The following is a 22604-nucleotide window of genomic DNA, read 5'->3' as shown; positions in this document are numbered from 1 at the left end:
ACGGATAGACGAAAAGGGCAAAGACGATGGCGAAAGCAGCTACCCCGAAGACCGCGGCCAAGGAGGCATCGGCCCCGAAGGCGGCAAAGGCCCCGGCAGCAGCCGCGAAGGCCGCCGCTCCGGCGAAGAAGGCGGCCGCTCCGGCCAAGGCCGCGGCTTCCGCCGCCAGCGTCGCGGCCAAGCGCGTCGGCGCCGCCGGCAAGGTCCGCCAGGTCATCGGCGCCGTCGTCGACGTGCAGTTCGAAGATCATCTGCCGGCCATTCTGAACGCGCTGGAAACCGACAATGTCGGCAACCGCCTGGTGCTCGAGGTCGCCCAGCATCTTGGCGAAAACACCGTGCGCTGCATCGCCATGGACTCGACCGAAGGTCTCGTGCGCGGCCAGGACGTCTTTGACACCGGCGCGCCGATCTCGGTTCCGGTGGGTCCGGGCATGCTCGGCCGCATCATCAACGTCATCGGCGAGCCGGTCGACGAAGCCGGTCCGGTCGACGCCGTCGAGATGCGCGCCATCCACCAGCCGGCTCCGGCCTATGTCGACCAGTCGACGGAAGCGCAGATTCTGGTCACCGGCATCAAGGTTCTCGATCTGCTCGCGCCCTACGCCCGCGGCGGCAAGATCGGCCTGTTCGGCGGCGCCGGCGTCGGCAAGACCGTGCTGATCCAGGAACTGATCAACAACGTCGCCAAGGCGCATGGCGGCTTCTCGGTGTTCGCCGGCGTCGGCGAGCGCACCCGCGAAGGCAACGACCTCTATCACGAGTTCATCGAATCGGGCGTCAACAAGAAGGGCGGCGGCCAGGGTTCGAAGGCAGCACTCGTTTACGGCCAGATGAACGAACCGCCGGGCGCGCGCGCCCGCGTCGGCCTGACCGGCCTCACCGTCGCCGAATATTTCCGCGACCAGGGCCAGGACGTGCTGTTCTTCGTCGACAACATCTTCCGCTTCACCCAGGCGGGTTCGGAAGTGTCGGCGCTGCTCGGCCGTATTCCTTCCGCCGTGGGCTACCAGCCGACTCTCGCCACCGACATGGGCGCGCTGCAGGAGCGCATCACGACGACGACCAAGGGCTCGATCACCTCGGTGCAGGCGATCTACGTTCCGGCCGACGACTTGACCGACCCGGCGCCGGCGACCTCCTTCGCCCACCTTGACGCGACGACCGTGCTCAACCGCGCGATCTCGGAAAAGGGCATCTACCCGGCCGTCGATCCGCTGGATTCCACCTCGCGCATGCTCGACCCGATGGTCGTCGGCGAGGAGCACTACCAGGTCGCCCGCCAGGTGCAGTCGATCCTTCAGCGCTACAAGTCGCTGCAGGACATCATCGCCATCCTGGGCATGGACGAGTTGTCCGAAGAGGACAAGCAGACGGTTGCCCGCGCCCGCAAGATCGAGCGCTTCCTGTCGCAGCCGTTCTTCGTCGCCGAAGTGTTCACCGGCTCGCCGGGCAAGCTGGTCGACCTCGCCGATACCATCAAGGGCTTCAAGGGCCTTTGCGCCGGCGACTACGACCACCTGCCGGAAGCCGCCTTCTACATGGTCGGCGGCATCGACGAGGCGGTCGAGAAGGCACAGCGCCTCGCGGCTGAAGCGGCCTGATTGGTGAATGGTCAATAGTGAATGGTGAATAGGGAGTAGCGGATAGGAAATCGGACTGAGGTGAAGGTCATTTGGGCCATTCACCACTCACCATTCACCATTCGCTAAATTGATCATGGCTGAAGCTTTCAAGTTCGAACTGGTCTCGCCGGAGCGGCTGCTCGTTTCGGAGCAGGTCGAGTCGGTCGTCATCCCGGGCGCCGAAGGCGAGATGACGGTGATGGCGCAGCACGCGCCGGTCATGACCACCATCAAGCCCGGCGTCGTCACGGTGAAGGCCGCGGGTGGCAAGGAAGACCGCTATGTCGTCTTCGGCGGTTTCGCCGACATCCTGCCGTCCGGCTGCACGCTGCTTGCCGAATCGGCCGTGCATGTGAACGACATCGATCGCGCCGACCTTGCCCGCCGCATCCAGGATGCCAAGGAAGACGCCGCCGACGCCAAGGACGACGTGGCGCGCAGCCGCGCCGAGCAGTTCCTCGCCCAGCTTACCACGCTGGAAGGCGCGCTGCTGCCGGCCTGATCGTCGTTGAAAATGCGAGATTGAAAAAAGCGGGCTTGCCCCGCTTTTTTGTTTGGTGTTGCGAGATCAGTTTTGCTTGGGGCGCAATCCCTGGCGAGCAGGCGGGCGAGCTGTCACTCGGCCAGCCTGGGCGGCTCGTTGCTAATGCCGAGCGCGGCAAGAGCCAGCTTCGGACCGCCCTGCTTGAAGTGGACGAGATGGGTGGCGACAAACTCGATCAACCTTTGGCGCTCCGTGTGGCCCATGGCGAAACCGGCGAGGTCGAACACGGCCTCGGCCATTGTCGCCGTCGGCGGATTGCGGCCGAACAGGTCATTCAGGGCGGCATCAAGTGGATCGGTGAAATGGCCCTCGGGCAAAGCACCGCCGCGCGCGGCGCAGGCAGCGATCCAGGCGGCGACGACCAGCGACAGATGTTCCGGCAGCAGGCCCGCCTCAAGCCTGGCAAGCGCTGAAGCGACGATGCGCTGCGGCAGCTTCTGGCTGCCGTCACTGGCGATCTGCGCCGTGCGGTGGGCGAGCGCGGTATTGGAAAAGCGATCGGCGAGCTCGGCCGTGTAGGCGCTTGTGTCGAGCCCGGCATCCTGCGGCAGCGTCGGGATGGCCTCGGCCCAGAGCCGGTCGACGAACTGCCTTATTGCCGGATAGGCGAAGGCGCGGTCGACGGTAGCATGGCCGCTGAGCAGGCCAAGATAGGCGATGCCTGAATGCGCGCCGTTGAGCAGCCTCAGCTTCATATCCTCGAAGGGGCCGACATTCTCGACCATGGTGACGCCGAATTTCTCCCAGGCCGGCCGGCCAGCGGGAAAGCGGTCCTCGATCACCCATTGCCGGAACGGCTCGGTCGTCACCGGCCAGGCATCCTCGACGCCGATTTGCTGGCCGATGCGCGCCCGGTCGGCATCCGTGGTCGCCGGCACAATGCGGTCGACCATCGAAGACGGGAAGGCGACTTCGTTCGCGACGTGGCTGGCCAATGCCAGGCCGGCGCCACCATGAGCGTCCCGCAGCTTTGCGAATTCGACCATCAACCGGTGCAGCGTGGCGCCGTTGGCCGGAAGGTTGTCGCAGCAGAGCACGGTGAAGGGAGGCGAGCCGGCGGCACGACGGCGCGCCAGTGCTTCGGCGAGAAAGCCGTGCGCCGTCTTCGGCGAGCCAGGGTTAGCGAGGTCATGCACAATATCGGGATGTGCGCTGTCGAGCGTGCCGTCGGCTGCCCTGAGATAGGCCTTCTCGGTGATGGTGAGCGTGACGATGCGGATGCGCGGGTCGGTCAGCGCGGCGAGCACCGCGCCGGGGTCTTCCGGAGCGACGAGCAAGGATTGGATCGAACCGATCACCTGCAGCTGTTCGCCGGCGCTGTCGCGGATTGCCAGCGTGTAGAGCCCATCCTGCGGCTTGAGCGCGTCGCGCGTGTCGGGACTGCGCAGCGAGACGCCGACGATGCCCCAATCGCTCTCGCCATCCGCCAGGCAGGCGTCGACATAGGCCGCCTGGTGGGCGCGGTGGAAGGCGCCGACCCCGAGATGGACGATACCGGGGGTGACAGCGCCGCGGTCATAGCGCGGGATCGCCGCCGGCACATTCGCAATCGTATTGTTCGACAGGCGCTTCGTCATCGGATGTGAAGTCTCCAATCGCTTGCGGCCAAGCCGCCAGGGATGACGGCAAAGATGGATGGCGGCGTAGCACTGGCCACCGCCGCCGACAATGGGCGCGGGGCGCGCGAGGGCGCAGCTTTTCGTGTGTTGACAGCATTTCTCCCGGACCCTACCGGTGGGGCTCCGGAGGAGGGATCGACGTGGCCGCATTGACCGATCCGGATCTGCTGTTCGCCGCCGAGGGACGTCCGCTTTCGCTCGCACGCGCGCTTTACGCCTCGGTCCGGGACCTGCCCATCGTCAGCCCGCACGGTCACACCGACCCGCGCTGGTATGCGCTCAACGAGCGGTTTCCGGACCCCGCACAGCTACTCATCGTGCCGGATCACTACGTCCTTCGTATGCTGTTCAGCCAGGGCTTGCGGCTGGAAGAGCTCGGCGTGCCGACGCTTGATGGCGCGCCGGTCGAGACTGATGGCCGTGCCATCTGGCAGCGCTTCGCCGAGCATTATTATCTCTTCCGCGGCACGCCGACGCGGCTCTGGCTCGACCACGTGTTCGCGCATCTGTTTGGCATCGAGGAGCCGCTCACGGCAGCCAGCGCCGACCGCACCTACGATAGGATCGCCATGCTGCTGCAACGCGAAGACTATCGTCCGCGTGCGCTGTTCGAGCGCTTCAACATCGAGGTGATCGCCACGACCGAGGGCGCGCTCGACGATCTCAAATGGCACCGGATGATCCGCGACAGCGGCTGGAGCGGCCGCGTCGTCACGGCCTACCGGCCGGACGCGGTGGTCGATCCCGATTTCGAAGGGTTTTCGGCCAATCTCGATCGCCTCGGCGACATCGCCGGCTGCGACACCGGCACATGGACGGGCTATCTCGATGCGCATCGGCAGCGTCGCGCCTATTTCAAGCAATTCGGCGCCACCTCGTCCGATCATGGCCATCCGACCGCCGAGACCGCCAATCTCTCCGACGCGGCGGCCGAGGAGCTGTTCAACCGTATCCGCCGCGGCTCCGACGACGAGCGCGAGCGGCGGCTGTTCAGGGCGCAGATGCTGACCGAAATGGCCAAGATGAGCCGTGACGACGGCCTGGTGATGCAGATCCATCCCGGGTCATGGCGCAATCATTCGCCTTCCGTCTTCCAGAAATTCGGCCGCGACAAGGGCTTCGATATCCCGACGCGCGCCGACTATGTGACGGCGCTGAAGCCGCTGCTCGACTGCGTCGGGCTGGAACGCGACCTCACGGTCATCCTGTTTACGCTCGACGAGTCGAGCTATGCGCGCGAGCTGGCGCCGCTTGCCGGCGCCTATCCGGCGCTGAAGCTGGGTCCGGCCTGGTGGTTCCACGACAGCCCGGAAGGGATGCGCCGCTTTCGCGAGATGACCACCGAGACGGCAGGCTTCTACAACACTGTCGGCTTCAACGACGACACGCGCGCCTTTCCGTCGATCCCGGCACGGCACGACGTCGCACGCCGCGTCGACTGCGCCTTCCTGGCGCGGCTGGTCGCCGAGCATCGGCTGCGCGAGGACGAGGCGCATGAGCTGGCGCGCGACCTTGCCTATACGCTTGCCAAGAAGGCATATCGCCTGTGAAGACGCGGCGCCACAGAACGGCCGATCCTTCGAGCGGCGGGAAGCGAAAGGTAGAACGAGCGTGAGCGATCTTGCCGCCTTCAGCCTCACGGGCAAGCGCATCCTGGTCACCGGCGCCAACACCGGCATCGGCCAAGGCATCGCCATGTCGGTCGCGCGTGCCGGCGGTCTGGTCGTCGGCGTCGGCCGCTCGGCGATGGACGACACGGCCGGCAAGATCGCGGCCGCGGGCGGCAGCTTCGAAGCGGTGCAGGCCGATCTCGGCGACCCGGCCGGGGCCGCCGCGATGCTCGACCGCATCTGGGATCAAAACGGCCCGATCGACGGGCTCGTCAATAATGCCGGCATCATCCGGCGCGCCGATGCGGTCGATCTGAGCGAGGCCGATTGGGACGAGGTGATGGACGTCAATCTGAAGACGGTCTTCCGCCTCTGCCAGGGTTTTGCAAGGCGCGTGCTTGCCGAACCGGGACGGCGCGGCAAGATCGTCAACATCGCCTCGGTGCTGAGCTTCCAGGGCGGCATCCGCGTTGCTTCCTATACGGCTTCGAAGCATGGCGTGCTCGGCTTGACGAGGCTGCTCTCCTGCGAATGGGCAGCGAAAGGCATCAACGTCAACGGCATCGCGCCAGGTTATATCGAGACCAACAACACCGAAGCGCTCCGCGCCGACCCCGACCGCAGCGCCGCCATCCTCGGGCGTATCCCGGCTGGGCGCTGGGGCCGGCCCGACGACATCGGCGACGCGGCCGTGTTCCTGCTGGCGCCGGCATCGGACTATATGCACGGCGCCGTGGTGCCGGTCGACGGCGGTTGGCTGGCGCGGTAATTGTTCCCTGCCCGTTTAAAACTGAAAGAAACAAAGATCTGGCCGGCTATTCAAAACGAAAAGCCCGCGCCGTGAAGCGCGGGCTTGTTGCCTGGGCGCCTGGGGCGCCGCCGCGGTACTCGAAACATCGCCGCAGGAGGGCAACCGTGCCGCAACAGGGTGAAGATTGGCTTAACGAAGAGGACTGGAACTTTGCCCGCATATCGGCCAAAGAGACGGCGGATCGGAGATGATCGTTCGACCTCGCATGCCGGCGCCGGCAGCGGAACATAGCCGGCGGGAGAGAGTCGGGAATGGACCTTGCACGCAAGTCAGAAGCGCTTTTGCGCGAGGCCGCCAGGCGACCGATCAGGGAGATCCGGCGATTGGCGCTGGACTTGAAGCGGCTGTGGCGACTTTGGGTGAAATCGGACACGGCGCGCTACAACAAGATATTCATCGCCGGCTGCGCGCGCAGCGGAACGACGCTTACACAGCGCCTGATGGGATGCTTCGAAGACACTTTCGTCCATCAGGCCGAGGCGAGATATGCCCAACTGGACCTGCTGGACCGCCCGGAAGTCAGCCTAGTGGTCAAGCGCTCCGAGCGGACTCATGCGCATCTGGCCAGATTGCCAAGCGCGATAGGCCTGATCTATTGCGTCCGCCATCCTTTCGACGTGCTTACAAGTTCGCACCCCGAGAGCAGGGCACAGCGCCGGTTCCACGTCACGCCCGAACGCTGGCTGGCGGAATATGACGCTTTGCTGCGGCTGAGGAAAGCACAGCCCAGCCGTGCGATCGTCTATGCCCGCTATGAAGACATGATCGCCCGGCCGGATGCGGTGCAGGAGCGGATCGCGCAGGCATTCGACCTCAAACCGCGTATCCGCTTCAGCGAGGATCCAAGCAATCCCATACGTGCGACCTCCCTGAAGAAATGGGAACGGAACGAAGAGTTCCGAACCTATCTGCGCACGCTGCCGCCAATATTTCTCGCACGCCTCAAAGGGTTCTGCGACGAGTTTGGCTATGATATGCCGGACTGGGCCCGCGGATGAGGCCGGCATTTGGCCTTTTGGCCAGACGGCATGGACCTTTGATCACGCCCGACATGCTGCCTGGCGATGACGGCGCCAACATAAACGGGCCGTCGCTGGTCAGGATGCCCGATTGGGCGAAGGGTCGGCTCGGGGCCTACCATCTCTATTTCGCGCATCACAACGGCACCTACATCCGGCTTGCCTATTCCGACGCGATAGAGGGTCCCTGGCGGATCCATCCAGGTGGCGCGCTTTCGCTCGCCGCGTGTCCGTTCCTCACGGGGCATATTGCGTCTCCCGACGTGCATGTCGATGCGCAAAACCAGCGGATCGTCATGTATTTCCACGGTCCGGCCTCGAACGGCCAGGGGCAGACGACCTTCGCGGCCACGTCCGCCGACGGTCTGCGTTTCACAGCCAATCCCGAACCGCTTGGACCATTCTACGCGCGGATTTTTCGGCATGATGGCTTGTGGTATGGGCTCTTCGGCACGGCCAACGTGCGGCTTCGCCGGTCAAATGACGGCCTCTCCGGGTTCGAGGAGGGACCGGTCGTGCTGCCCGGCTCATGGCGGGTTCGGCCCAGGCATGTCGCGGTGCAGAAAAACGGCAGCTCATTGATCGTCTATTACACACGCAAGGGCGACGCGCCCGAACGTGTGCTTTACGGCAGTATCGATCTCTCCGACGACTGGCTGCGCTGGACGGTACGCGGCAGGAGCGAGCTGCTTAGGCCCGGCACCGATTTCGAGGGCGCCGATCTGCCCCTCAGGCGTGGCCGAATGGGCGCTGCAAAGGGCAGGGAGAATGCGCTGCGCGATCCAGCCATTTTCGAGGAAGATGGGCGGACCTGGCTGCTTTATGCCGTAGCCGGCGAAAGCGGCATAGCGCTGGCCGAACTCTGCCCGGTTGAACCGAGGACGACGGGCCTGCGGAAACTAATCGCGGCGCTGTTGGGCCGTATCGGAGGCGATGCGACCTTGCTGGCGTAAGCCGCTCGTTCAGCGCTGCTGCAGCGCGAGCCGCACGCCGAGCGCGCAATAGATGCCGCCGACCACCTTGCCCTGCCATTTCAGCACCGCCGGATTGCGGCGCAGGAAGGAACCCAGGCCGCCGGCGCTGACGGCGAAGACGACCGTGCTGAAGAGGCCGAGCAGGACAAAGATGATGCCCAGCACCATCAGCTGCAGCACCACGAAACCGCTTTGCGGGTGGACGAATTGCGGCAGGAAGGCGAGGAAGAACAGAGCCGTCTTCGGGTTGAGCACTTCGGTCAGGATCGCCTGCCGGAAGGCTCGGCCCGCCGAGATTGGCAGCGACCTGCCCGCCAGATCGGCCGGCGCCTTTTCGATAATGGCGCGGATGCCGAGATAAACGAGATAGGCCGCGCCGATATATTTGATGATGCTGAACAGCACCGCCGAGGCGGCGATGATGGCCGAGATGCCGACAATGGCCATGATGGTGTGGATGACATCGCCCGCCGCGACACCGGCGCCGGTGGCGATGCCGACCTTCGTGCCCGAGCTCGTCGCGCGCGCAACGGTGAGCAGCGTCGCCGGTCCCGGAATGAAGACGAAGCCGAACACGACCGCGATATAGGTGATGAGCGTGGCGGGATCGATCATGCGAAGGCTCCTGTAAGTCTGCCGCCGCTCGGCAGCGGGCTGGTCGGGACCATAGCATCGCAAGCCGAGTCGATGGAATTCCGCATCCGATGTGATGGTTGATCTAGACAGAGACGCCGGTCGAGGCCGGCTGCTATCGCCGGCTGAACGCGTCCAGCCATTGGCGCGAATCCGGAAATGGACTTATCTGGCGGCTGTTCGTTTTTCGGGAAACAAAGCTTGAGCGATATCCAGCGGCACAAACGTCCCGGCGGCATCACGGCAAGGCGGCTCGGTGCGCTGATCACGCCGGACATGCTGCCCGGCGACGACGGCGCCAACATAAACGGTCCGTCGCTGATCAAGATGCCGGACTGGGTGCCCGGCAGGCTTGGCGCCTACTACCTCTATTTCGCGCATCACAACGGCACCTATATCCGGCTTGCCTATGCCGACGCTTTGGAAGGTCCTTGGCATATCCACCCGCGCGGCGTCCTGTCGCTTGCCGAATGTCCTTTTCTTAAAGAGCACATCGCTTCCCCCGACCTGCATGTCGACGAACAGAACCGACGCATCGTCCTCTATTTCCATGGTCCGACCGGGAATGGCGGCCGTGCGCAGACGACCTTCGTCGCCACATCCGCCGACGGGCTGCATTTCAGTCCCCGTGCAAACGCGCTTGGACCGTCCTATGCGCGGATTTTCCGGCATGGCCATTGGTGGTACGGCCTCTTTGGTACGGACGTCGTCACGCTTTGCCGGTCGAGCGATGGTCTCTCCGGTTTCGAGACAGGGCCTGTCCTGCTGCAAGCTTCGCGGGGGCGATTGCCGCCAAGGCATGTCGCCGTTCAGCAACAAGGCCGCTGGCTGCGGGTTTTTTATACGCGCAAGGGCGACCAGCCGGAGCGGATCTTTTATGGCACGGTCGATCTCTCGCGCGGCTGGCGGCGCTGGACCGTGCGCGAAAGGATCGAGCTGCTGAGACCAGGGACTGACTTCGAAGGGGCGGATCTGCCGCTGCGCAGAAGCCGGACGGGTCCCGCCGAAGGTAGGGAGAACGCGCTGCGCGATCCCGCGATCTTCGAGGAAGACGGGCGGGTTTGGCTTCTCTACGCAGCCGCCGGCGAGAGCGGCATAGCGCTGGCCGAAATTTGCCCGCAGACAGCGCGACCGATGTCGGCATCGCGCGCCGTCGCCGCTCTCGAAGACCATACCGCTCACCTGGCGCAGGCGATCGGCCGGGTTCTCGACCGAAAGAGGCCGAAGCAGCCAAACAGGATCTTCATCGCCGGCTGCGCGCGCAGCGGCACCACGCTGACCCGCGACCTGATGGCGTGCTTCGACGACACCTATGTCCTCGGCGGCGAAGCCCCGTTTCCGGTGCTGATCGACCTGAAGCGCCGGGAAGCCAATGTCGTGGTCAAGCGCACCGCCGAAAGTCATGAACTGCTCAGCCATTTGCCGGCTGAAATCGGCCTGATCTACTGCGTGCGCCATCCTTTCGATGTGCTGACGAGCCAGCATCCCGAGACGATGCATGTGCGCCGCTTCCACGTCACGACCGAACGCTGGGAGGCTGAGTATGACGGGCTGCTGCGACTGAGGCGGGCCCAGCCACGGCGCGCCATCCACTATCTGCGTTATGAGGACCTGATTGCCGGACCCGATGCGGCACAGCAGGCAATTGCCGATGCATTCGGCCTTGCGGCAAGGCTTCGCTTCAGCTCCGATCCAAACAATCCGATTCGACGGAGCTCGCTGCGGAAATGGGAACGCAATGAGGAATTCCGCACCTATCTCCACACCTTGCCGAGGTCGTTTCTCGGCCGCATCGAGGCTTTCTGCCGAGAATTCGGCTACGACCTTCCCCAAGCCTCATAACGCAAGAGATTGCCGTGACGCCGGTTTTGAAAACCCTGTTTGAAGATCCAAAGCGTCGCGTCCTGAAGGATGTCTTCGGCTACGACGATTTCCGTCCCGGACAGGCGACCGTGATCGAGGCGCTGCTGGCCGGGCGCCATGTGCTGGCGGTCATGCCGACGGGCGCCGGCAAGTCGCTCTGCTATCAGGTTCCGGCGCTGGTCAAGGGCGGGCTCACCATCGTGGTGTCGCCGCTGGTGGCGCTGATGCAGGATCAGGTCGCCGCCTTGCGGCTTGCCGGTGTGGCCGCCGACACGATCAACTCCTCGCTCGACCGCGACGCCAATGTCGCGGCGTGGCGCCGCGTGGCGTCGGGGCAGACGCGGCTGCTCTATCTGGCGCCGGAGCGGCTGATGACGGAGCGGATGCTGGACGCGCTGTCGCGGCTCGATGTTAGCCTGATCGCCATCGACGAGGCGCACTGCATCTCGCAATGGGGCCCGGCCTTCCGGCGCGAATATGAGGACCTGTCGCAACTGCGCGGCGTGTTTCCGCACGTGCCGATCATCGCGCTGACGGCGACCGCCGACGAGGCCACGCGCGGCGATATCGAGGCGCGGCTGTTTGCCGGGCGGGCCGAAACCCTGGTGCTGGGTTTCGACCGCCCCAACATCAAATTGGCGATGGAGACCAAGCAGGACAGCAAGCGCCAGCTGCTGCGCTTCGTCGAGCGGCACCAGGGCAAGAGCGGCATCATCTACTGCCTGTCGCGGCGCAAGACGGAGGAGATGGCGGCCTTCCTTGAGAAGAACGGCGTGCGCGCGCTTGCCTACCATGCCGGCATGAGCAAGGAGGCGCGGGAGGCGAACCAGAACGCCTTCATGAGTCTGTCGGGCGTCGTCATGGTGGCGACGATCGCCTTCGGCATGGGCATCGACAAGCCCGATGTCGCCTATGTCTTCCACACCGACCTGCCGGGCAGCCTGGAGGCCTATTACCAGGAGATCGGCCGCGCCGGGCGCGACGGCCGACCGGCGGAAGCGCATATGCTCTACGGCGCCGGTGACATCCGCACGCGCCGGATGTTCATCGACGAGGAGGATACCTCGCCCGAACACAAAAGACGGGCGCATCGCCGGCTCGACACGCTGATCGGCTATTGCGAGACGGCGCAGTGCCGGCGCCAGGTGCTGCTCGGCTATTTCGGCGAGGAGGCGAAGGCCTGCGGCAATTGCGATAATTGTCTTAACCAGGCGCCGCGCGCCGACGGCAGCGCCGAGGCGCGCGTCATCCTTGCGGCCGTGGCGCAGAGCGGCGAGCGCTTCGGCGCCGCCCATGTCATCGATGTCCTGCTCGGCCACGAGACCGAGAAGGTGCTGGCGAGAGGCCATCAGAAGCTCGCCAGCTTCAGGACCGGCATCATGCACAGGAAGCCGGTGTGGCTGTCGCTGATCCGGCAACTGGTGGCCGGCGGCTTCCTAGTGCCGGATCCGGACGGCCATGGCGGTCTTGTCATCTCGGAAAGCGGCCGCGCCCTTGGCCGCGGCGAGGTTGCCTTCGAGTATCGCGTCGAGGGCCGGGACCGTTTCGCGCGCGGCAGGAAGCGCGCCGCGCAAGGCGCCGCCATTGACGGCGAGGGCGTCGATGCATCGCTTCTGGCGACGCTCAAGACGCTGCGGCTGAGGCTCGCCAAGGAGCGCCAGGTGCCGGCCTACGTGGTGTTCTCCGACCGCACGCTGATCGACATGGCCGAGCGCCGCCCGCAAGACCTCGACGAGTTCGCCGAGGTTAACGGCGTGGGCGCGGCGAAGCTGAAGGAGTTCGGCGAGGTTTTCCTGGGCGCCATCGCCGCGCATCAGGCGACCTAGGTCTCCCGCTGCCGCCAGTATCGAGAGACAACTACGGGGCCGCAAACGCCGGAAGCTGATCGGGACCAGCCGAGTTGCGCCAATATTTTCAAATTTGCCCGCCGCCACGGCGAAATTCCGACAAGGGCCGTGTTCGAGAAGCTTTAGGTACCACCCTGCCGCTGGGGACTTGTCACAGGGCGCAAACTTTTTGACGGCTATCAGCCTGGGTGGGTTCGCAATGACAGTAATCATCGACAATGCCGCAAGCTGGCGCGACATCGCGCGTGTCGGCGACGGCGAAATGCTCGCCCTGGCGCCGGCCGCCTGGGATCGCATCGCCCATGCGAACCGCATCGTCGCAAGCCTCGTCGAGAAGGGCATTCGCGCCTATGGCGTGAACACAGGGGTTGGCGCGCTGGCAAGCAAGGTGGTGGCGCCGGCCCTGCAGGAGAAGCTGTCGCGCAACATCATCCTGAGCCATGCCTGCGGCGTCGGCGAACTGGTGTCGGAACGCAGCATCCGCGCTGTCATTGCCGCGCAGGTGGCGAATTTCGCGCATGGCCATTCGGGCGTGCGGCCGCAGATCGTGCGCAACCTGCTCACCTTGCTCGAGCGGGGCTGCGTTCCGGACGTTCCGTCGCGAGGATCGGCCGGGTATCTCACGCACAACGCCCATATCGCGCTGGTGCTGATCGGCGAGGGCAGGGCAACTGTCGCCGGGTGCAGGATGAGCGGCCGCGAGGCGCTGGCCGAGATCGGCCTGGAGCCGCTGGTGCTGGGCGCCAAGGAAGGCTTGAGCCTCGTCAACGGCACGGCATGCGCTACCGGCCTCACAAGCATCGCCCTGGTTCGCGCCGAGCGTCTGCTTGCCTGGGCCGATGCGGCGGCGGCACTTACGCTGGAAGCGGCAGGCGGACAGATGGCGGCCTTCGACGAAACCGTGCTGGCCATGCGGCCGTCGCCCGGGATCGAGGCGGTCGGCGCCTCGATGCGGCGTCTGCTCGACGGCAGCGGGCTGATCCAGGCGGCGCATGGCAGCCGCACGCAGGACGCGCTCAGCCTGCGCGCCGTGCCGCATGTGCATGGCGCGGCGCGCGAGGTGCTGGAACGCTCGGCACTGCTGGTGGACCGCGAGCTCGCTTCAGTGACCGACAATCCCGCCGTCGCCGGCACGCCCGATGAACCGAAAGTGTTTTCGCAGGCGCATCCGGTGGCGCCGGCGCTCGGGCAGACAGCAGACGGTCTGACGATCGCGCTGGCGCAGGTCGCGGCCATGAGCGAGCGCCGCATCGATCGCCTCGTCAATCCGCTGGTCAACAATCTGCCGGCATTCCTCGCCGCCGAAGGCGGCTGCAACTCGGGCTTCATGATCGCCCAGTACACCGCCGCGTCGCTCAGCAACGTCAACCGGCGCCTCGCCGCGCCGGCGGCGACGGATGGCGGCGTCACTTCCGGCCTGCAGGAGGATTTCCTCGCCCATCCGACAGTGGCGGCCAACAAGCTTCTGGCCGTCATCGACAACGCCGAATACATCCTGGCGATCGAACTCATGGCCGCCGCACAGGCGCATGACTTCCTGTCCTGCAAGGCCGCGCGGGCGCCCGGCACGGACGCCATCTACCGCGCCGTGCGCCAACGCATCGCGCATTACAGCGACGATCGCCCGCTGTCCTGGGACATGGAGACTCTGCGCGATTTCATTCGCGGGGTAGATGTGAAACTCGGCGAAGTCTGAGCGCGTCCCTGGTACAAGTCCCGGGGAACGCCCGCCGGCGGGATCGGCGAAAGCCCGGCGCCTCTTCAGTGGTTGGCGTAGCCGCTCAAAGGACATCTCTGCGATGCCGGAATTTGGAAGGTGCCGTCAATCCCGCTGCACATGTGGTATGCGGATTTCCGCGCTGGTGTTGCTTTTGGCCTCGGCGCCGGTCCTGGATTGGCAGCCTCGCGCTGCTCCTGGCGCCTCGGCCTGGCGCGGACGACCGGTTGCGGTTTCTGCGGCTTTTGCGGCACCACGCTTTCCTGTTTCTTTGCTCGCGCTTCGGATGCCTGCTTGGCGCGGTACGTCTTCAGCGCGTCGTCCGTGTCGAGCTTCAGGCGGGCATATTGCTTCGGGGTGAGGAAGGTGGTCGGGGGCAAGCTGTTCGCCTCCTGCCACTGGCCGATGGCGCGGCGGGTCTTGGTGCCGAGGTCACCGTCGGCCGCGTCCAGGTCGTAGCCGATCGCCAGAAGCCGTTCCTGCAAGTCGATCTTGCCGTGGCGATCAAGCCCGATCGCGCTTTCCGTCAGTTCGGTCCCGGTGTCGGCTTCCGGCTTGGGCGCGGCGGCCGGAGGTTCCACGGCGGTTGCCGACCGCGAGGTCTCGCTCTGTACATTGGCGACCACGGTGGGCGGCTGCTTCTTGAGCTGGTCGATGTTGAGACGCGCCAGATCGGCGAACGCCCCGTTGGGGAATTGCTGCAAATAGGCTTCATAGTGCGCCAGCGTGTTGCGCTTCGAAGCCTCATCCCACACCCGCTGCTCGATTTCCCATCCGCGCCCGTCGGTGCTGGCGGGCTCCGCCTGCGTCGCGGTCGCCGATGGCTGAGCCGGCTGAACCGGTGCCGGCGGCTGCGGGGTCTGCGGACCGATGAAGACCTCGCGGCCGAGCGATGCGTTGTGCCAGGGTCGTTGCTTGCCGTTCGTCTCGGCCGTCACCTCGCCCCGCACCCGGGTCAGCGCGCTCTGGAGCTCCACGCCGGGCTCGGCGATATGCTTGGCAAGGGAGGTCGTATAGGGACTGTTGGCGCCGCCGCCGTCATAGGATACGGCGCCGGGGTCGGTGGCAAAGGCGATCAGCACGCCGCCGGTGCCGACGTCCGACCCGCTGACATCAATGGGCGCCAGGCCCGGAGCCGTGGTCGAGCGGCTTTTCGGCAAGGAGGCCGCCAAGGTCCTCGCCAGCGGATTGTCGCGGCAGGCGTCGAGAATGACGATGCCGACGGCCGGGTCCGGCGGCAGAGCAGCCAGCAACTCGTCCATCTGGATGGTGCGGGTCTTGAGATGCGCCGGCGCGGTAAGCTCGGCATCGACCGGGATGAGATAATTCTTGCCGTTCACCTGCATGCCGTGGCCGGCATAATAGATCAGCGCCGTATCCGCGTCGTAGGATGCCTCGGTAAACTTGTTCAGCCGATCCCGCATTCCGGCATAGTCGAGATCGACGCCTTCGATAACGTTGAACCCCACCTTGCGCAGCACGTCGGCCATCAGGCGGGCGTCGCTCGCGGGATTGGGGAGAGCGGGCGCATAGACATACTTGCTGTTGCCGATGACCAGCGCAACCCGGTTGCCCTGGGCGGCAAGGGCCCCGGGCTGCAGCAGCAGATCTGCCGCGGTCAGGAGGAAGAAACCAACGATGGCGACCCAGAACCTCATGGCGCGCATCCCCAACTCAAGTCGCGGCTCTGCTGCTAGTCCCCTTGGCAATTTCATTCAAAGATGCTTGCGTCTATGAAATATAGCACATCCGCGGGCAGTAAGCCTGTGGTTTCTCGCGGTCAGAGCCTCGCCGTCGGGACTTCGGCGATACACCGCGCCGCGCAAAGACATTCCATGATCTGGAGCATGGCGGCGACCGGTTTATTCGCCACCAATTCGATCTGCCTGAATTCAACCCCGCAATCGCCTCGAGCCGATTAACGCCAAAGGCAGACCTTGACATCCTTCCCGACATAGCAGGCGCCTTCACGGCGAAGCTCTCCCCAATCGCCTGCCTCGCCGTGGGTGTCGCGAATATCCCCGTTGGCATAGCCTGCCCAGGAATTTCCGTCCTTGTAGACGACGGCCCAGTAGTCCTTCGACATCTCGCCAGCCCCGCTATGCGTGTCGGGATAGTCGATGCCTGCGAAAACCTGGTTGGGCCCCTGGATGTTGAAATCGCCGCCCTGCTCGATCTGATAGGAACATTTTCCGGAGATCCGCGTCTCGCCGTGAACGACAAGCAGGCAGCGGCCCCATTTGTAACCGCTCGGCAGACGATGCTGTGCTGCGTGCGAAGGCGAAACGGAAAACGCGATTGCAAGGGCAACGGCGATGGTTCGCCCGATCATCTGCCGATCCGAATGGCGACCAGACACCGTTGGATTCTGTCCAGAGCGCATGTCGAACGACCCTCCGCGGGATGATCCCTTGAGATCATAGTCTACTGACCATAGCGAATTCTTGCCACGCGAGTGTGTACTGCTTCACGCTGCTGCTGAGGCCATCCTGCTTGGCGCGAAGGATCGCGTCGATCCTGCGAAGCTCGGAGAGCGAAGCAGGATGGCGGAGAGGGAGGGATTCGAACCCCCGATACCCTTGCGAGTATGCCGCATTTCGAGTGCGGTGCATTCGACCACTCTGCCACCTCTCCGCGAGGTCATGGTCGGCCGTTGCCGGCGCGGCGCACTAGATAACGGCTGGCTGCCAGAGTTACAAGGCCCTATTCGCGCGATTTCCGGCTTCTTGGAAAGGAGCGGCGAGGGAACGGAGCGATGTTTGCCGGCAACGCCGCTCGGGGTCTCTTCAGAGACAGGGCCGCTTGCCTTGACTCCAACGCAACCTTCGGTTAGGGACAGCCCGCATTCGGCGTGGAGGCTCTTCCGCGCCGCTTGTTTTTTGAACCCGCAGACTGACAAAAAGACGGCCGAACCGCCCGAGGCGGTTCATCGAGGCCGACCGAACAGCGAAAGGCAAAAAATGTTCGCAGTCATCAAAACGGGCGGCAAGCAGTATCGCGTCGCCGCCAACGATCTCCTGAAGATCGAGAAGCTCGAAGCCAAGGTCGGCGATATCGTCGAGATCGGCAATGTGCTCGCGCATGGCGAGGGCGAGAATGTCACCTTCGGCGCGCCGTTCGTCGATGGCGCGCTGGTCACGGCGGAAGTCGTCGAGCAGGGCAAGAACCGCACCGTCATCGCCTTCAAGAAGCGCCGCCGCCAGAATTCGCGCCGCAAGATCGGCCATCGCCAGTTGCTGACCACCGTCCGGATCGCCGAGATCCTGCTGGGCGGCGCCAAGCCGTCGAAGAAGGCCGCCGCCAAGCCGGAAGCCAAGGCTGAAGTCGCCGCCGAGGCGAAGGCCGAGGTCGCTGCGAAGGAGCCGAAGGCCAAGAAGGAAACCAAGGCAGAGGTCGCTTCCGGCGAAGAGGCAAAGGCAGCGCCGCTGTTCAAGGCGCCGAAGGGCGAGCCGGACGACCTGACCGTGATCAAGGGCATCGGCCCGGTCGCGGCGAAGGACCTCGCCGAGCAGGGCATCGTCACCTTCGCGCAGCTCGCCAAGCTTACCGACAAGGACGTTGCCAAGATCGACGAGCACATGCCGTTCAGCGCCGACCAGATCAAGGACTGGCGCGAGCAGGCCAAGGAACTGGCGAAGAAGTAATTTTCCGGCGACGATCGTCGCCGGTACGGACTTGAAACGGAACGCGAACGCGTTCATAAGACCATTCAAGCGCCTCAGGGCGCATCGGAGTTAGTCAAATGGCACACAAGAAAGCTGGCGGTTCGTCGCGCAACGGGCGCGATTCGCACTCCAAGCGTCTGGGCGTGAAGAAGTTCGGCGGCGAAGCCGTCGTCGCCGGCAACATCATCATTCGTCAGCGCGGCACGCAATGGCATCCGGGCACCAATGTTGGCATGGGCACGGACCACACCCTTTTTGCGCTCGAAGCCGGCGCAGTCACCTTCAACAAAAAAGCCAACGGCCGAACCTACGTATCGGTGAACCCGATTACCAAAGCAGCGGAGTAGCCGGTTCCGCACCATAACACCGGCGCCCATCTCGGGAACCGGTGTCTGGCCAGGCCAGGAAAAGGATCAGGAGAGATGGGCTTGCCCTCTCTCCTTTTTCATTTTTTCTTGCCTGGAGGACTAAAATGGTTGCCGAAGCGGAAGATACCGAAGACGAAAGTTACGCGATCGATTGCCCGTCGCTGGCCACCGAGCGGCTGGTCATGCGCGCCCCGCGCGAAAGCGATCTCGAGCAACTCGTCACGCTTGCCGACAACCGACATGTCGCCGAAATGCTGGCCCGCATGCCGCATCCCTATGGCGAGACCGAGGGCCGCACCTTCCTTGCCATGGCGGCGTCGCGCCGCGCCGGCATCGTCTATGCCCTGACGCTCAAGGACACCGGCACCTTCGTCGGCTGCGCGGGCCTGAACACGACCGATCGTGGGCTGGAGCTCGGTTACTGGATCGGCGAGCCCCATTGGAAGCGCGGCTATGCCACCGAGGCCGCGCATGCGCTGGTCGACCTCGCTTTCCAGCGGACCTCGATCCAGGTGCTGCATGCCTCGACCCGGGTGATCAATCCGGCGTCGCGGCGGGTCATCCACAAATGCGGCTTCCAGTATGCCGGCCAGGGCATGCTGAACTCGATCGTCGCCGGCCAGGTGCCGGTCGAGCGCTATCGCTTGGATCGCAAGACGTGGAACAGTCTTCGCAACTGGATCCACTATTGATCGGTGCTTCGGAAGGTTGAGCGGCGCGCTCTCACCCGGATTGCCAGCCGAATTGCGAAGGGCATTCGGGGCAATCCGACCTCTCCCCGAGGGGAGAGGTGCAGGGTAAGCGCCGGCGCCAAGCCCTTCGCCCCTCGGGGAGAAGGTGGCCGCGAAGCGGCCGGATGAGGCGGTGTCCGGTGCTCAGCCCAACTCCGCCCACAGCGGCAGATGATCCGATCCGACCGCCTGCCGGTCGGACCACAGGCGCTGCAGCGATCTGGCGAGCGAGGCGCTGGTGAAGATGTAGTCGATGCATTTGTAGCGGCTTTTGTCGGCGGGGCGGTCGGGATCGACCCAGGTGATGAGGTCGGCGACGGCCAGACGCTGGGCGACGTCGACGGCGAGATCGGCAGTCAGCGGCATGCCGAACTCATGATCCGGGCGGCCGGCAAGCTCGACATATTCAGGCGAACCCGGCAGCATGTTGAAGTCGCCCATGACGATGAAGGCTTCCGGGTAGGGCAGGTCCGGCAGGCCGATCTCGGGAATGCCCGACAGGCCGCCGCCTTCCAGCGCGTAGTTGAGCAGGCGCTGGCGCAGGAACCGGATCTGGCCCTGGCGCTCGACCGGGCTGCGATGGTCGAGATGGGTGGAATAGAAGCGGATGAAGCCGAGCGGCGTCTCGATCAGCGCTTCCAGCGCGCCGCGCTGGAAGTTCATGGTCTCGAGGCTGCGGCTGCGCGGCAAAAGGAGATTGCGCGACAAATGAATGGGCGTCTTCGACAGCACCATGTTGCCGAGCTGGAAAGAGGTCGAGACGGCGCGGCCGTTCTCCAGCCGCGAGCCGATATTGACCTCAAAATTGCTGCCATAGGCGGCGAAATAATCGGGCAGCGCCTCGCCGATCTCGGCCACCATGTCGCGGCCGCCATTGCGTGGGTTGTTGCGGGTCACTTCCTGCAGCGCGATGACATCGGCGCCGCGCACCGCATCGGCGATGCGGCCGACATCGTATTTGCCGTCGAGGCCGATGCCGTACTGGATGTTGTAGGTGACGATCTTCATTTCCGCGCCCCTCCAGTCACGTCCCCGCAACAGTGCTACCGCGTCCCCGGCCAAAGGGCATCCGGCGCTTTAGTCGCAAATCGGCCTCGCCCTGGAGCGTTTCACCGTTTCAAGGAAACGGCGAACCGCTCTATCCCTTTGTTTTTACGCAATTCCGGACGGAAAACCGCTCTTTTCCTGGAATTGCCCTGAGGCCCGCCTTGGTTTAAGGCATGTCGGGATTCAGGTGATGCCGGCCTGCAAATGCCGGTTTCCCGCGCTTCCGGTGCTCACGTACTGAAGTACGCTCCGCTCCGGTTCTCGGAACCCGCCATTTTCGGCTCGGCCTGACCTGAATCTCAACATGCCTTAGAGCAATCGTTCTAGGCCACCAGCAGAAACTCGAAACGATGAAATTCCTCGACCAGGCCAAGGTTTATATCCGCTCCGGCGACGGCGGCGCCGGATCGGTGTCGTTCCGGCGTGAGAAATTCATCGAGTTCGGCGGCCCGGATGGCGGCGACGGCGGCCGCGGTGGCGATGTCTGGGCGGAAGCGGTCGATGGGCTGAACACCCTGATCGATTATCGCTACCAGCAGCATTTCAAGGCCAAGACCGGCATGCACGGCATGGGCCGCAACATGACCGGCGCCAAGGGTGCCGACATTACGCTGAAAGTGCCGGCCGGCACGCAGATCTTCGCCGAGGACAATGAGACGCTGATCTGTGACCTGACCGTGGTCGGCCAGCGCTTCCTGCTGGCCAAGGGCGGCAATGGCGGCTTCGGCAACCAGCATTTCAAGACCTCGACCAACCAGGCGCCGCGGCGCGCCAATCCCGGACAGCCTGGCGAGGAGCTGAGCATCTGGCTGAGATTGAAGCTGATCGCGGATGCCGGCCTCGTCGGCCAGCCCAATGCCGGCAAGTCGACCTTCCTTGCCGCCGTCACCGCCGCCAAGCCGAAGATCGCCGATTATCCGTTCACGACGCTCTATCCGGGCCTTGGCGTCGCCCGCATCGACGGTCGCGAATTTGTGCTGGCGGATATTCCCGGCCTGATCGAGGGCGCGCATGAGGGCGTCGGCATCGGCGACCGGTTCCTTGGCCATGTCGAGCGCACGCGGGTGTTGCTGCATCTCGTCTCGGCGCAGGAGGAGAACCCCGGCAAGGCCTACAAGACGGTGCGCGCCGAGCTCGAAGCCTATGGCCATGGTCTGGCGGAGAAAGCAGAGATCGTCGCGCTGAGCCAGGTCGACATCCTCGACGCTGATGCCCGCAAGAAGAAGGCGGCCTCGCTGAAGCGCGCCGCCGGCCGCGCGCCGCTGCTTCTGTCGGCCGTCACCGGCGAAGGCATCGAGGCGGTGCTGCGGGCCCTGATGGCGGTGGTGGCCGAGGCCCGCGACGCCGTGCCCGCTCCGGTCGAGACGCGCTGGCAGCCATGACCATGAAGTCGCTCAAATCCTATAAACGCGTCACCGTGAAGATCGGCTCGGCGCTGCTCGTCGACCGGACGACCGGCTTGAAGCGCGACTGGCTGACCTCGCTTGCCGACGACATCGCGGTGCTCGCCAATGCCGGCGCGGAAGTGCTCGTCGTTTCTTCGGGCGCGATCGCGCTCGGCCGCACCGTTCTCGGCCTCGGCAAGCGCGCGCTGAAGCTTGAGGAGAGCCAGGCGGCGGCGGCCGTTGGCCAGATCGCGCTCGCGGGCGCCTGGTCGGACGCGCTTGGCAAGAACGGGCTGAAATCCGGCCAGATCCTTTTGACCCTCGGCGACACCGAGGAACGCCGCCGCTACCTCAACGCGCGCGCGACGATCTCGACGCTGCTCAAGATGAAGGCGGTGCCGGTCATCAACGAGAACGACACGGTGGCGACCTCGGAAATCCGTTACGGCGACAATGACCGGCTGGCGGCACGGGTGGCGACGATGATGGGCGCTGATCTTCTGGTGCTGCTCTCCGACATTGACGGGCTCTATACGGCGCCGCCGGCCAAGGACCCGGAGGCAAAGTTCATTCCGGTGGTCGATCGCATCACGCCCGACATCGAGGCGATGGCGGGCGCCGCCGCGTCCGAGCTGTCGCGCGGCGGCATGCGGACAAAACTCGACGCCGGCAAGATCGCCAATGCCGCCGGCACGGCGATGATCATCACCTCGGGCACCAGGCTCTCGCCGCTGATGGCGATCGAGCGCGGCGAGCGCGCGACCTTCTTCAAGCCGAGCGCCAATCCGGTGAAGGGCTACAAGACCTGGATCGCCGGGCAGCTCGAGCCGGCCGGCCGGCTCACCGTCGATGCCGGCGCCATCGGCGCGCTGAAGTCGGGCAAGTCGCTGCTGCCGGCCGGCGTGAAGCTGGTGAGCGGAAATTTCTCGCGCGGCGACACGGTGGCGATCCTGTCGCCCGAAGGCCGCGAGATCGCGCGCGGCCTTGTTGCCTATGATGCCGCCGATGCCGTAAGGATCGCGGGTCTGAAGACGGCCGAGATCGAAAATGTGCTCGGCTACGAGGCGCGTTCCGCGATGATCCATCGCGACGACCTTGTGGTAAGCGTCGCCGGCGACCACGTATTGGCCGACGAATAGGCATTGA

The 22604-nt window shown here is 64.9% G+C and carries 19 protein-coding genes and 1 tRNA gene; 14 read left to right on the top strand and 6 right to left on the bottom strand.

The window, feature by feature from the left end; genetic code table 11:
- Window positions 1–26: 26 nt before the first annotated feature.
- Together atpD and DPM35_RS17540 are read left to right on the top strand one after the other, a co-directional pair.
- Window positions 27–1604, top strand: a complete 1578-nt coding sequence (gene atpD, locus DPM35_RS17545) for a F0F1 ATP synthase subunit beta (protein WP_112128561.1) — start codon at window positions 27–29, stop codon at window positions 1602–1604.
- 115 nt (window positions 1605–1719) lie between these two features.
- Window positions 1720–2127 carry a F0F1 ATP synthase subunit epsilon gene (locus DPM35_RS17540; RefSeq protein WP_112128560.1) on the top strand — a complete coding sequence of 136 codons (408 nt, stop codon included), beginning with the start codon at window positions 1720–1722 and terminating at the stop codon, window positions 2125–2127.
- A 113-nt stretch (window positions 2128–2240) separates the two neighbouring features.
- Here the strand turns inward: DPM35_RS17540 and DPM35_RS17535 are convergent, their stop codons facing one another.
- Window positions 2241–3746 (bottom strand): mannitol dehydrogenase family protein, encoded by a 1506-nt coding sequence (locus DPM35_RS17535; protein WP_112128559.1) that lies wholly within the window; start codon window positions 3744–3746, stop codon window positions 2241–2243.
- Window positions 3747–3928: 182 nt separating this feature from the next.
- Here DPM35_RS17535 and uxaC point away from each other — a divergent pair, with 182 nt between their 5' ends.
- The 4 genes from uxaC to DPM35_RS17515 all read left to right on the top strand — a co-directional run bounded on the left by uxaC (window position 3929) and on the right by DPM35_RS17515 (window position 8181).
- A complete protein-coding gene (gene uxaC / locus DPM35_RS17530; protein ID WP_112128558.1) occupies window positions 3929–5338 on the top strand; it encodes a glucuronate isomerase in 1410 nt (469 codons plus the stop codon).
- Between the two features lie 61 nt (window positions 5339–5399).
- Window positions 5400–6167, top strand: coding sequence for a 2-dehydro-3-deoxy-D-gluconate 5-dehydrogenase KduD (gene kduD, locus DPM35_RS17525; protein ID WP_112128557.1), 768 nt, complete (start codon window positions 5400–5402; stop codon window positions 6165–6167).
- Between the two features lie 293 nt (window positions 6168–6460).
- Window positions 6461–7207 carry a sulfotransferase domain-containing protein gene (locus tag DPM35_RS17520; RefSeq protein ID WP_112128556.1) on the top strand — a complete coding sequence of 249 codons (747 nt, stop codon included), beginning with the start codon at window positions 6461–6463 and terminating at the stop codon, window positions 7205–7207.
- 38 nt (window positions 7208–7245) lie between these two features.
- A complete protein-coding gene (locus tag DPM35_RS17515; protein ID WP_181592056.1) occupies window positions 7246–8181 on the top strand; it encodes a glycoside hydrolase family protein in 936 nt (311 codons plus the stop codon).
- Between the two features lie 9 nt (window positions 8182–8190).
- On the opposite strand, the gene DPM35_RS17510 is transcribed toward DPM35_RS17515, so the two are convergent.
- A complete protein-coding gene (locus DPM35_RS17510; RefSeq protein ID WP_112128555.1) occupies window positions 8191–8817 on the bottom strand; it encodes a LysE family translocator in 627 nt (208 codons plus the stop codon).
- A 219-nt stretch (window positions 8818–9036) separates the two neighbouring features.
- Between DPM35_RS17510 and DPM35_RS17505 the strand changes: the two genes are divergently transcribed.
- From DPM35_RS17505 to DPM35_RS17495, 3 genes are all read left to right on the top strand, one after another.
- Window positions 9037–10677, top strand: coding sequence for a sulfotransferase (locus tag DPM35_RS17505; RefSeq protein ID WP_112128554.1), 1641 nt, complete (start codon window positions 9037–9039; stop codon window positions 10675–10677).
- Window positions 10678–10691: 14 nt separating this feature from the next.
- A complete protein-coding gene (recQ, locus tag DPM35_RS17500) occupies window positions 10692–12524 on the top strand; it encodes a DNA helicase RecQ (protein ID WP_181592055.1) in 1833 nt (610 codons plus the stop codon).
- Between the two features lie 220 nt (window positions 12525–12744).
- Window positions 12745–14241: an HAL/PAL/TAL family ammonia-lyase gene (locus tag DPM35_RS17495; RefSeq protein WP_112128552.1), complete on the top strand. Its 1497-nt coding sequence runs from the start codon at window positions 12745–12747 to the stop codon at window positions 14239–14241.
- A gap of 65 nt (window positions 14242–14306) precedes the next feature.
- Here the strand turns inward: DPM35_RS17495 and DPM35_RS17490 are convergent, their stop codons facing one another.
- From DPM35_RS17490 to DPM35_RS17480, 3 genes are all read right to left on the bottom strand, one after another.
- The gene (locus DPM35_RS17490) at window positions 14307–15920 is read right to left on the bottom strand and encodes a caspase family protein (RefSeq protein WP_112129068.1); all 1614 of its coding nucleotides are present in this window, start codon (window positions 15918–15920) and stop codon (window positions 14307–14309) included.
- A 260-nt stretch (window positions 15921–16180) separates the two neighbouring features.
- Complete coding sequence (locus tag DPM35_RS17485; protein ID WP_112128551.1) at window positions 16181–16594, bottom strand: hypothetical protein; 414 nt, start codon at window positions 16592–16594, stop codon at window positions 16181–16183.
- A gap of 212 nt (window positions 16595–16806) precedes the next feature.
- Window positions 16807–16896: transfer RNA gene (locus tag DPM35_RS17480), tRNA-Ser, on the bottom strand.
- 326 nt (window positions 16897–17222) lie between these two features.
- Here DPM35_RS17480 and DPM35_RS17475 point away from each other — a divergent pair.
- From DPM35_RS17475 to DPM35_RS17465, 3 genes are all read left to right on the top strand, one after another.
- Window positions 17223–17906, top strand: a complete 684-nt coding sequence (locus DPM35_RS17475; RefSeq protein WP_112129067.1) for a 50S ribosomal protein L21 — start codon at window positions 17223–17225, stop codon at window positions 17904–17906.
- A gap of 98 nt (window positions 17907–18004) precedes the next feature.
- Complete coding sequence (gene rpmA, locus DPM35_RS17470; RefSeq protein ID WP_040991608.1) at window positions 18005–18274, top strand: 50S ribosomal protein L27; 270 nt, start codon at window positions 18005–18007, stop codon at window positions 18272–18274.
- 125 nt (window positions 18275–18399) lie between these two features.
- Window positions 18400–18987 carry a GNAT family N-acetyltransferase gene (locus DPM35_RS17465; RefSeq protein ID WP_112128550.1) on the top strand — a complete coding sequence of 196 codons (588 nt, stop codon included), beginning with the start codon at window positions 18400–18402 and terminating at the stop codon, window positions 18985–18987.
- A 183-nt stretch (window positions 18988–19170) separates the two neighbouring features.
- On the opposite strand, the gene DPM35_RS17460 is transcribed toward DPM35_RS17465, so the two are convergent.
- Window positions 19171–20034, bottom strand: coding sequence for an endonuclease/exonuclease/phosphatase family protein (locus DPM35_RS17460; protein WP_112128549.1), 864 nt, complete (start codon window positions 20032–20034; stop codon window positions 19171–19173).
- A 389-nt stretch (window positions 20035–20423) separates the two neighbouring features.
- Between DPM35_RS17460 and obgE the strand changes: the two genes are divergently transcribed.
- Both obgE and proB read left to right on the top strand, forming a co-directional pair.
- Window positions 20424–21455 carry a GTPase ObgE gene (gene obgE / locus DPM35_RS17455; RefSeq protein ID WP_112128548.1) on the top strand — a complete coding sequence of 344 codons (1032 nt, stop codon included), beginning with the start codon at window positions 20424–20426 and terminating at the stop codon, window positions 21453–21455.
- Window positions 21456–21457: 2 nt separating this feature from the next.
- On the top strand, window positions 21458–22597 hold the full coding sequence (gene proB, locus DPM35_RS17450) for a glutamate 5-kinase (protein ID WP_112128547.1): 1140 nt from the start codon (window positions 21458–21460) through the stop codon (window positions 22595–22597).
- Window positions 22598–22604 lie beyond the last annotated feature (7 nt).

The organism is Mesorhizobium atlanticum (assembly GCF_003289965.1).
Lineage (GTDB): Bacteria > Pseudomonadota > Alphaproteobacteria > Rhizobiales > Rhizobiaceae > Mesorhizobium > Mesorhizobium atlanticum.
Note: the sequence above shows the minus strand (reverse complement) of the source record. Positions and strands in the feature narration are given on the sequence as shown.

Bases quoted from the DNA above. Each gene is read 5' to 3' on its own strand.
- DPM35_RS17465 (WP_112128550.1), top strand. From the start codon at position 18,400: ATGGTTGCCGAAGCGGAAGATACCGAAGACGAAAGTTACGCGATCGAT.
- DPM35_RS17485 (WP_112128551.1), bottom strand. From the start codon at position 16,594: ATGATCGGGCGAACCATCGCCGTTGCCCTTGCAATCGCGTTTTCCGTT.
- DPM35_RS17535 (WP_112128559.1), bottom strand. From the start codon at position 3,746: ATGACGAAGCGCCTGTCGAACAATACGATTGCGAATGTGCCGGCGGCG.
- DPM35_RS17460 (WP_112128549.1), bottom strand. From the start codon at position 20,034: ATGAAGATCGTCACCTACAACATCCAGTACGGCATCGGCCTCGACGGC.
- obgE (WP_112128548.1), top strand. From the start codon at position 20,424: ATGAAATTCCTCGACCAGGCCAAGGTTTATATCCGCTCCGGCGACGGC.
- proB (WP_112128547.1), top strand. From the start codon at position 21,458: ATGAAGTCGCTCAAATCCTATAAACGCGTCACCGTGAAGATCGGCTCG.
- DPM35_RS17490 (WP_112129068.1), bottom strand. From the start codon at position 15,920: ATGAGGTTCTGGGTCGCCATCGTTGGTTTCTTCCTCCTGACCGCGGCA.
- DPM35_RS17540 (WP_112128560.1), top strand. From the start codon at position 1,720: ATGGCTGAAGCTTTCAAGTTCGAACTGGTCTCGCCGGAGCGGCTGCTC.
- rpmA (WP_040991608.1), top strand. From the start codon at position 18,005: ATGGCACACAAGAAAGCTGGCGGTTCGTCGCGCAACGGGCGCGATTCG.
- DPM35_RS17510 (WP_112128555.1), bottom strand. From the start codon at position 8,817: ATGATCGATCCCGCCACGCTCATCACCTATATCGCGGTCGTGTTCGGC.
- DPM35_RS17520 (WP_112128556.1), top strand. From the start codon at position 6,461: ATGGACCTTGCACGCAAGTCAGAAGCGCTTTTGCGCGAGGCCGCCAGG.
- DPM35_RS17475 (WP_112129067.1), top strand. From the start codon at position 17,223: ATGTTCGCAGTCATCAAAACGGGCGGCAAGCAGTATCGCGTCGCCGCC.
- atpD (WP_112128561.1), top strand. From the start codon at position 27: ATGGCGAAAGCAGCTACCCCGAAGACCGCGGCCAAGGAGGCATCGGCC.
- DPM35_RS17495 (WP_112128552.1), top strand. From the start codon at position 12,745: ATGACAGTAATCATCGACAATGCCGCAAGCTGGCGCGACATCGCGCGT.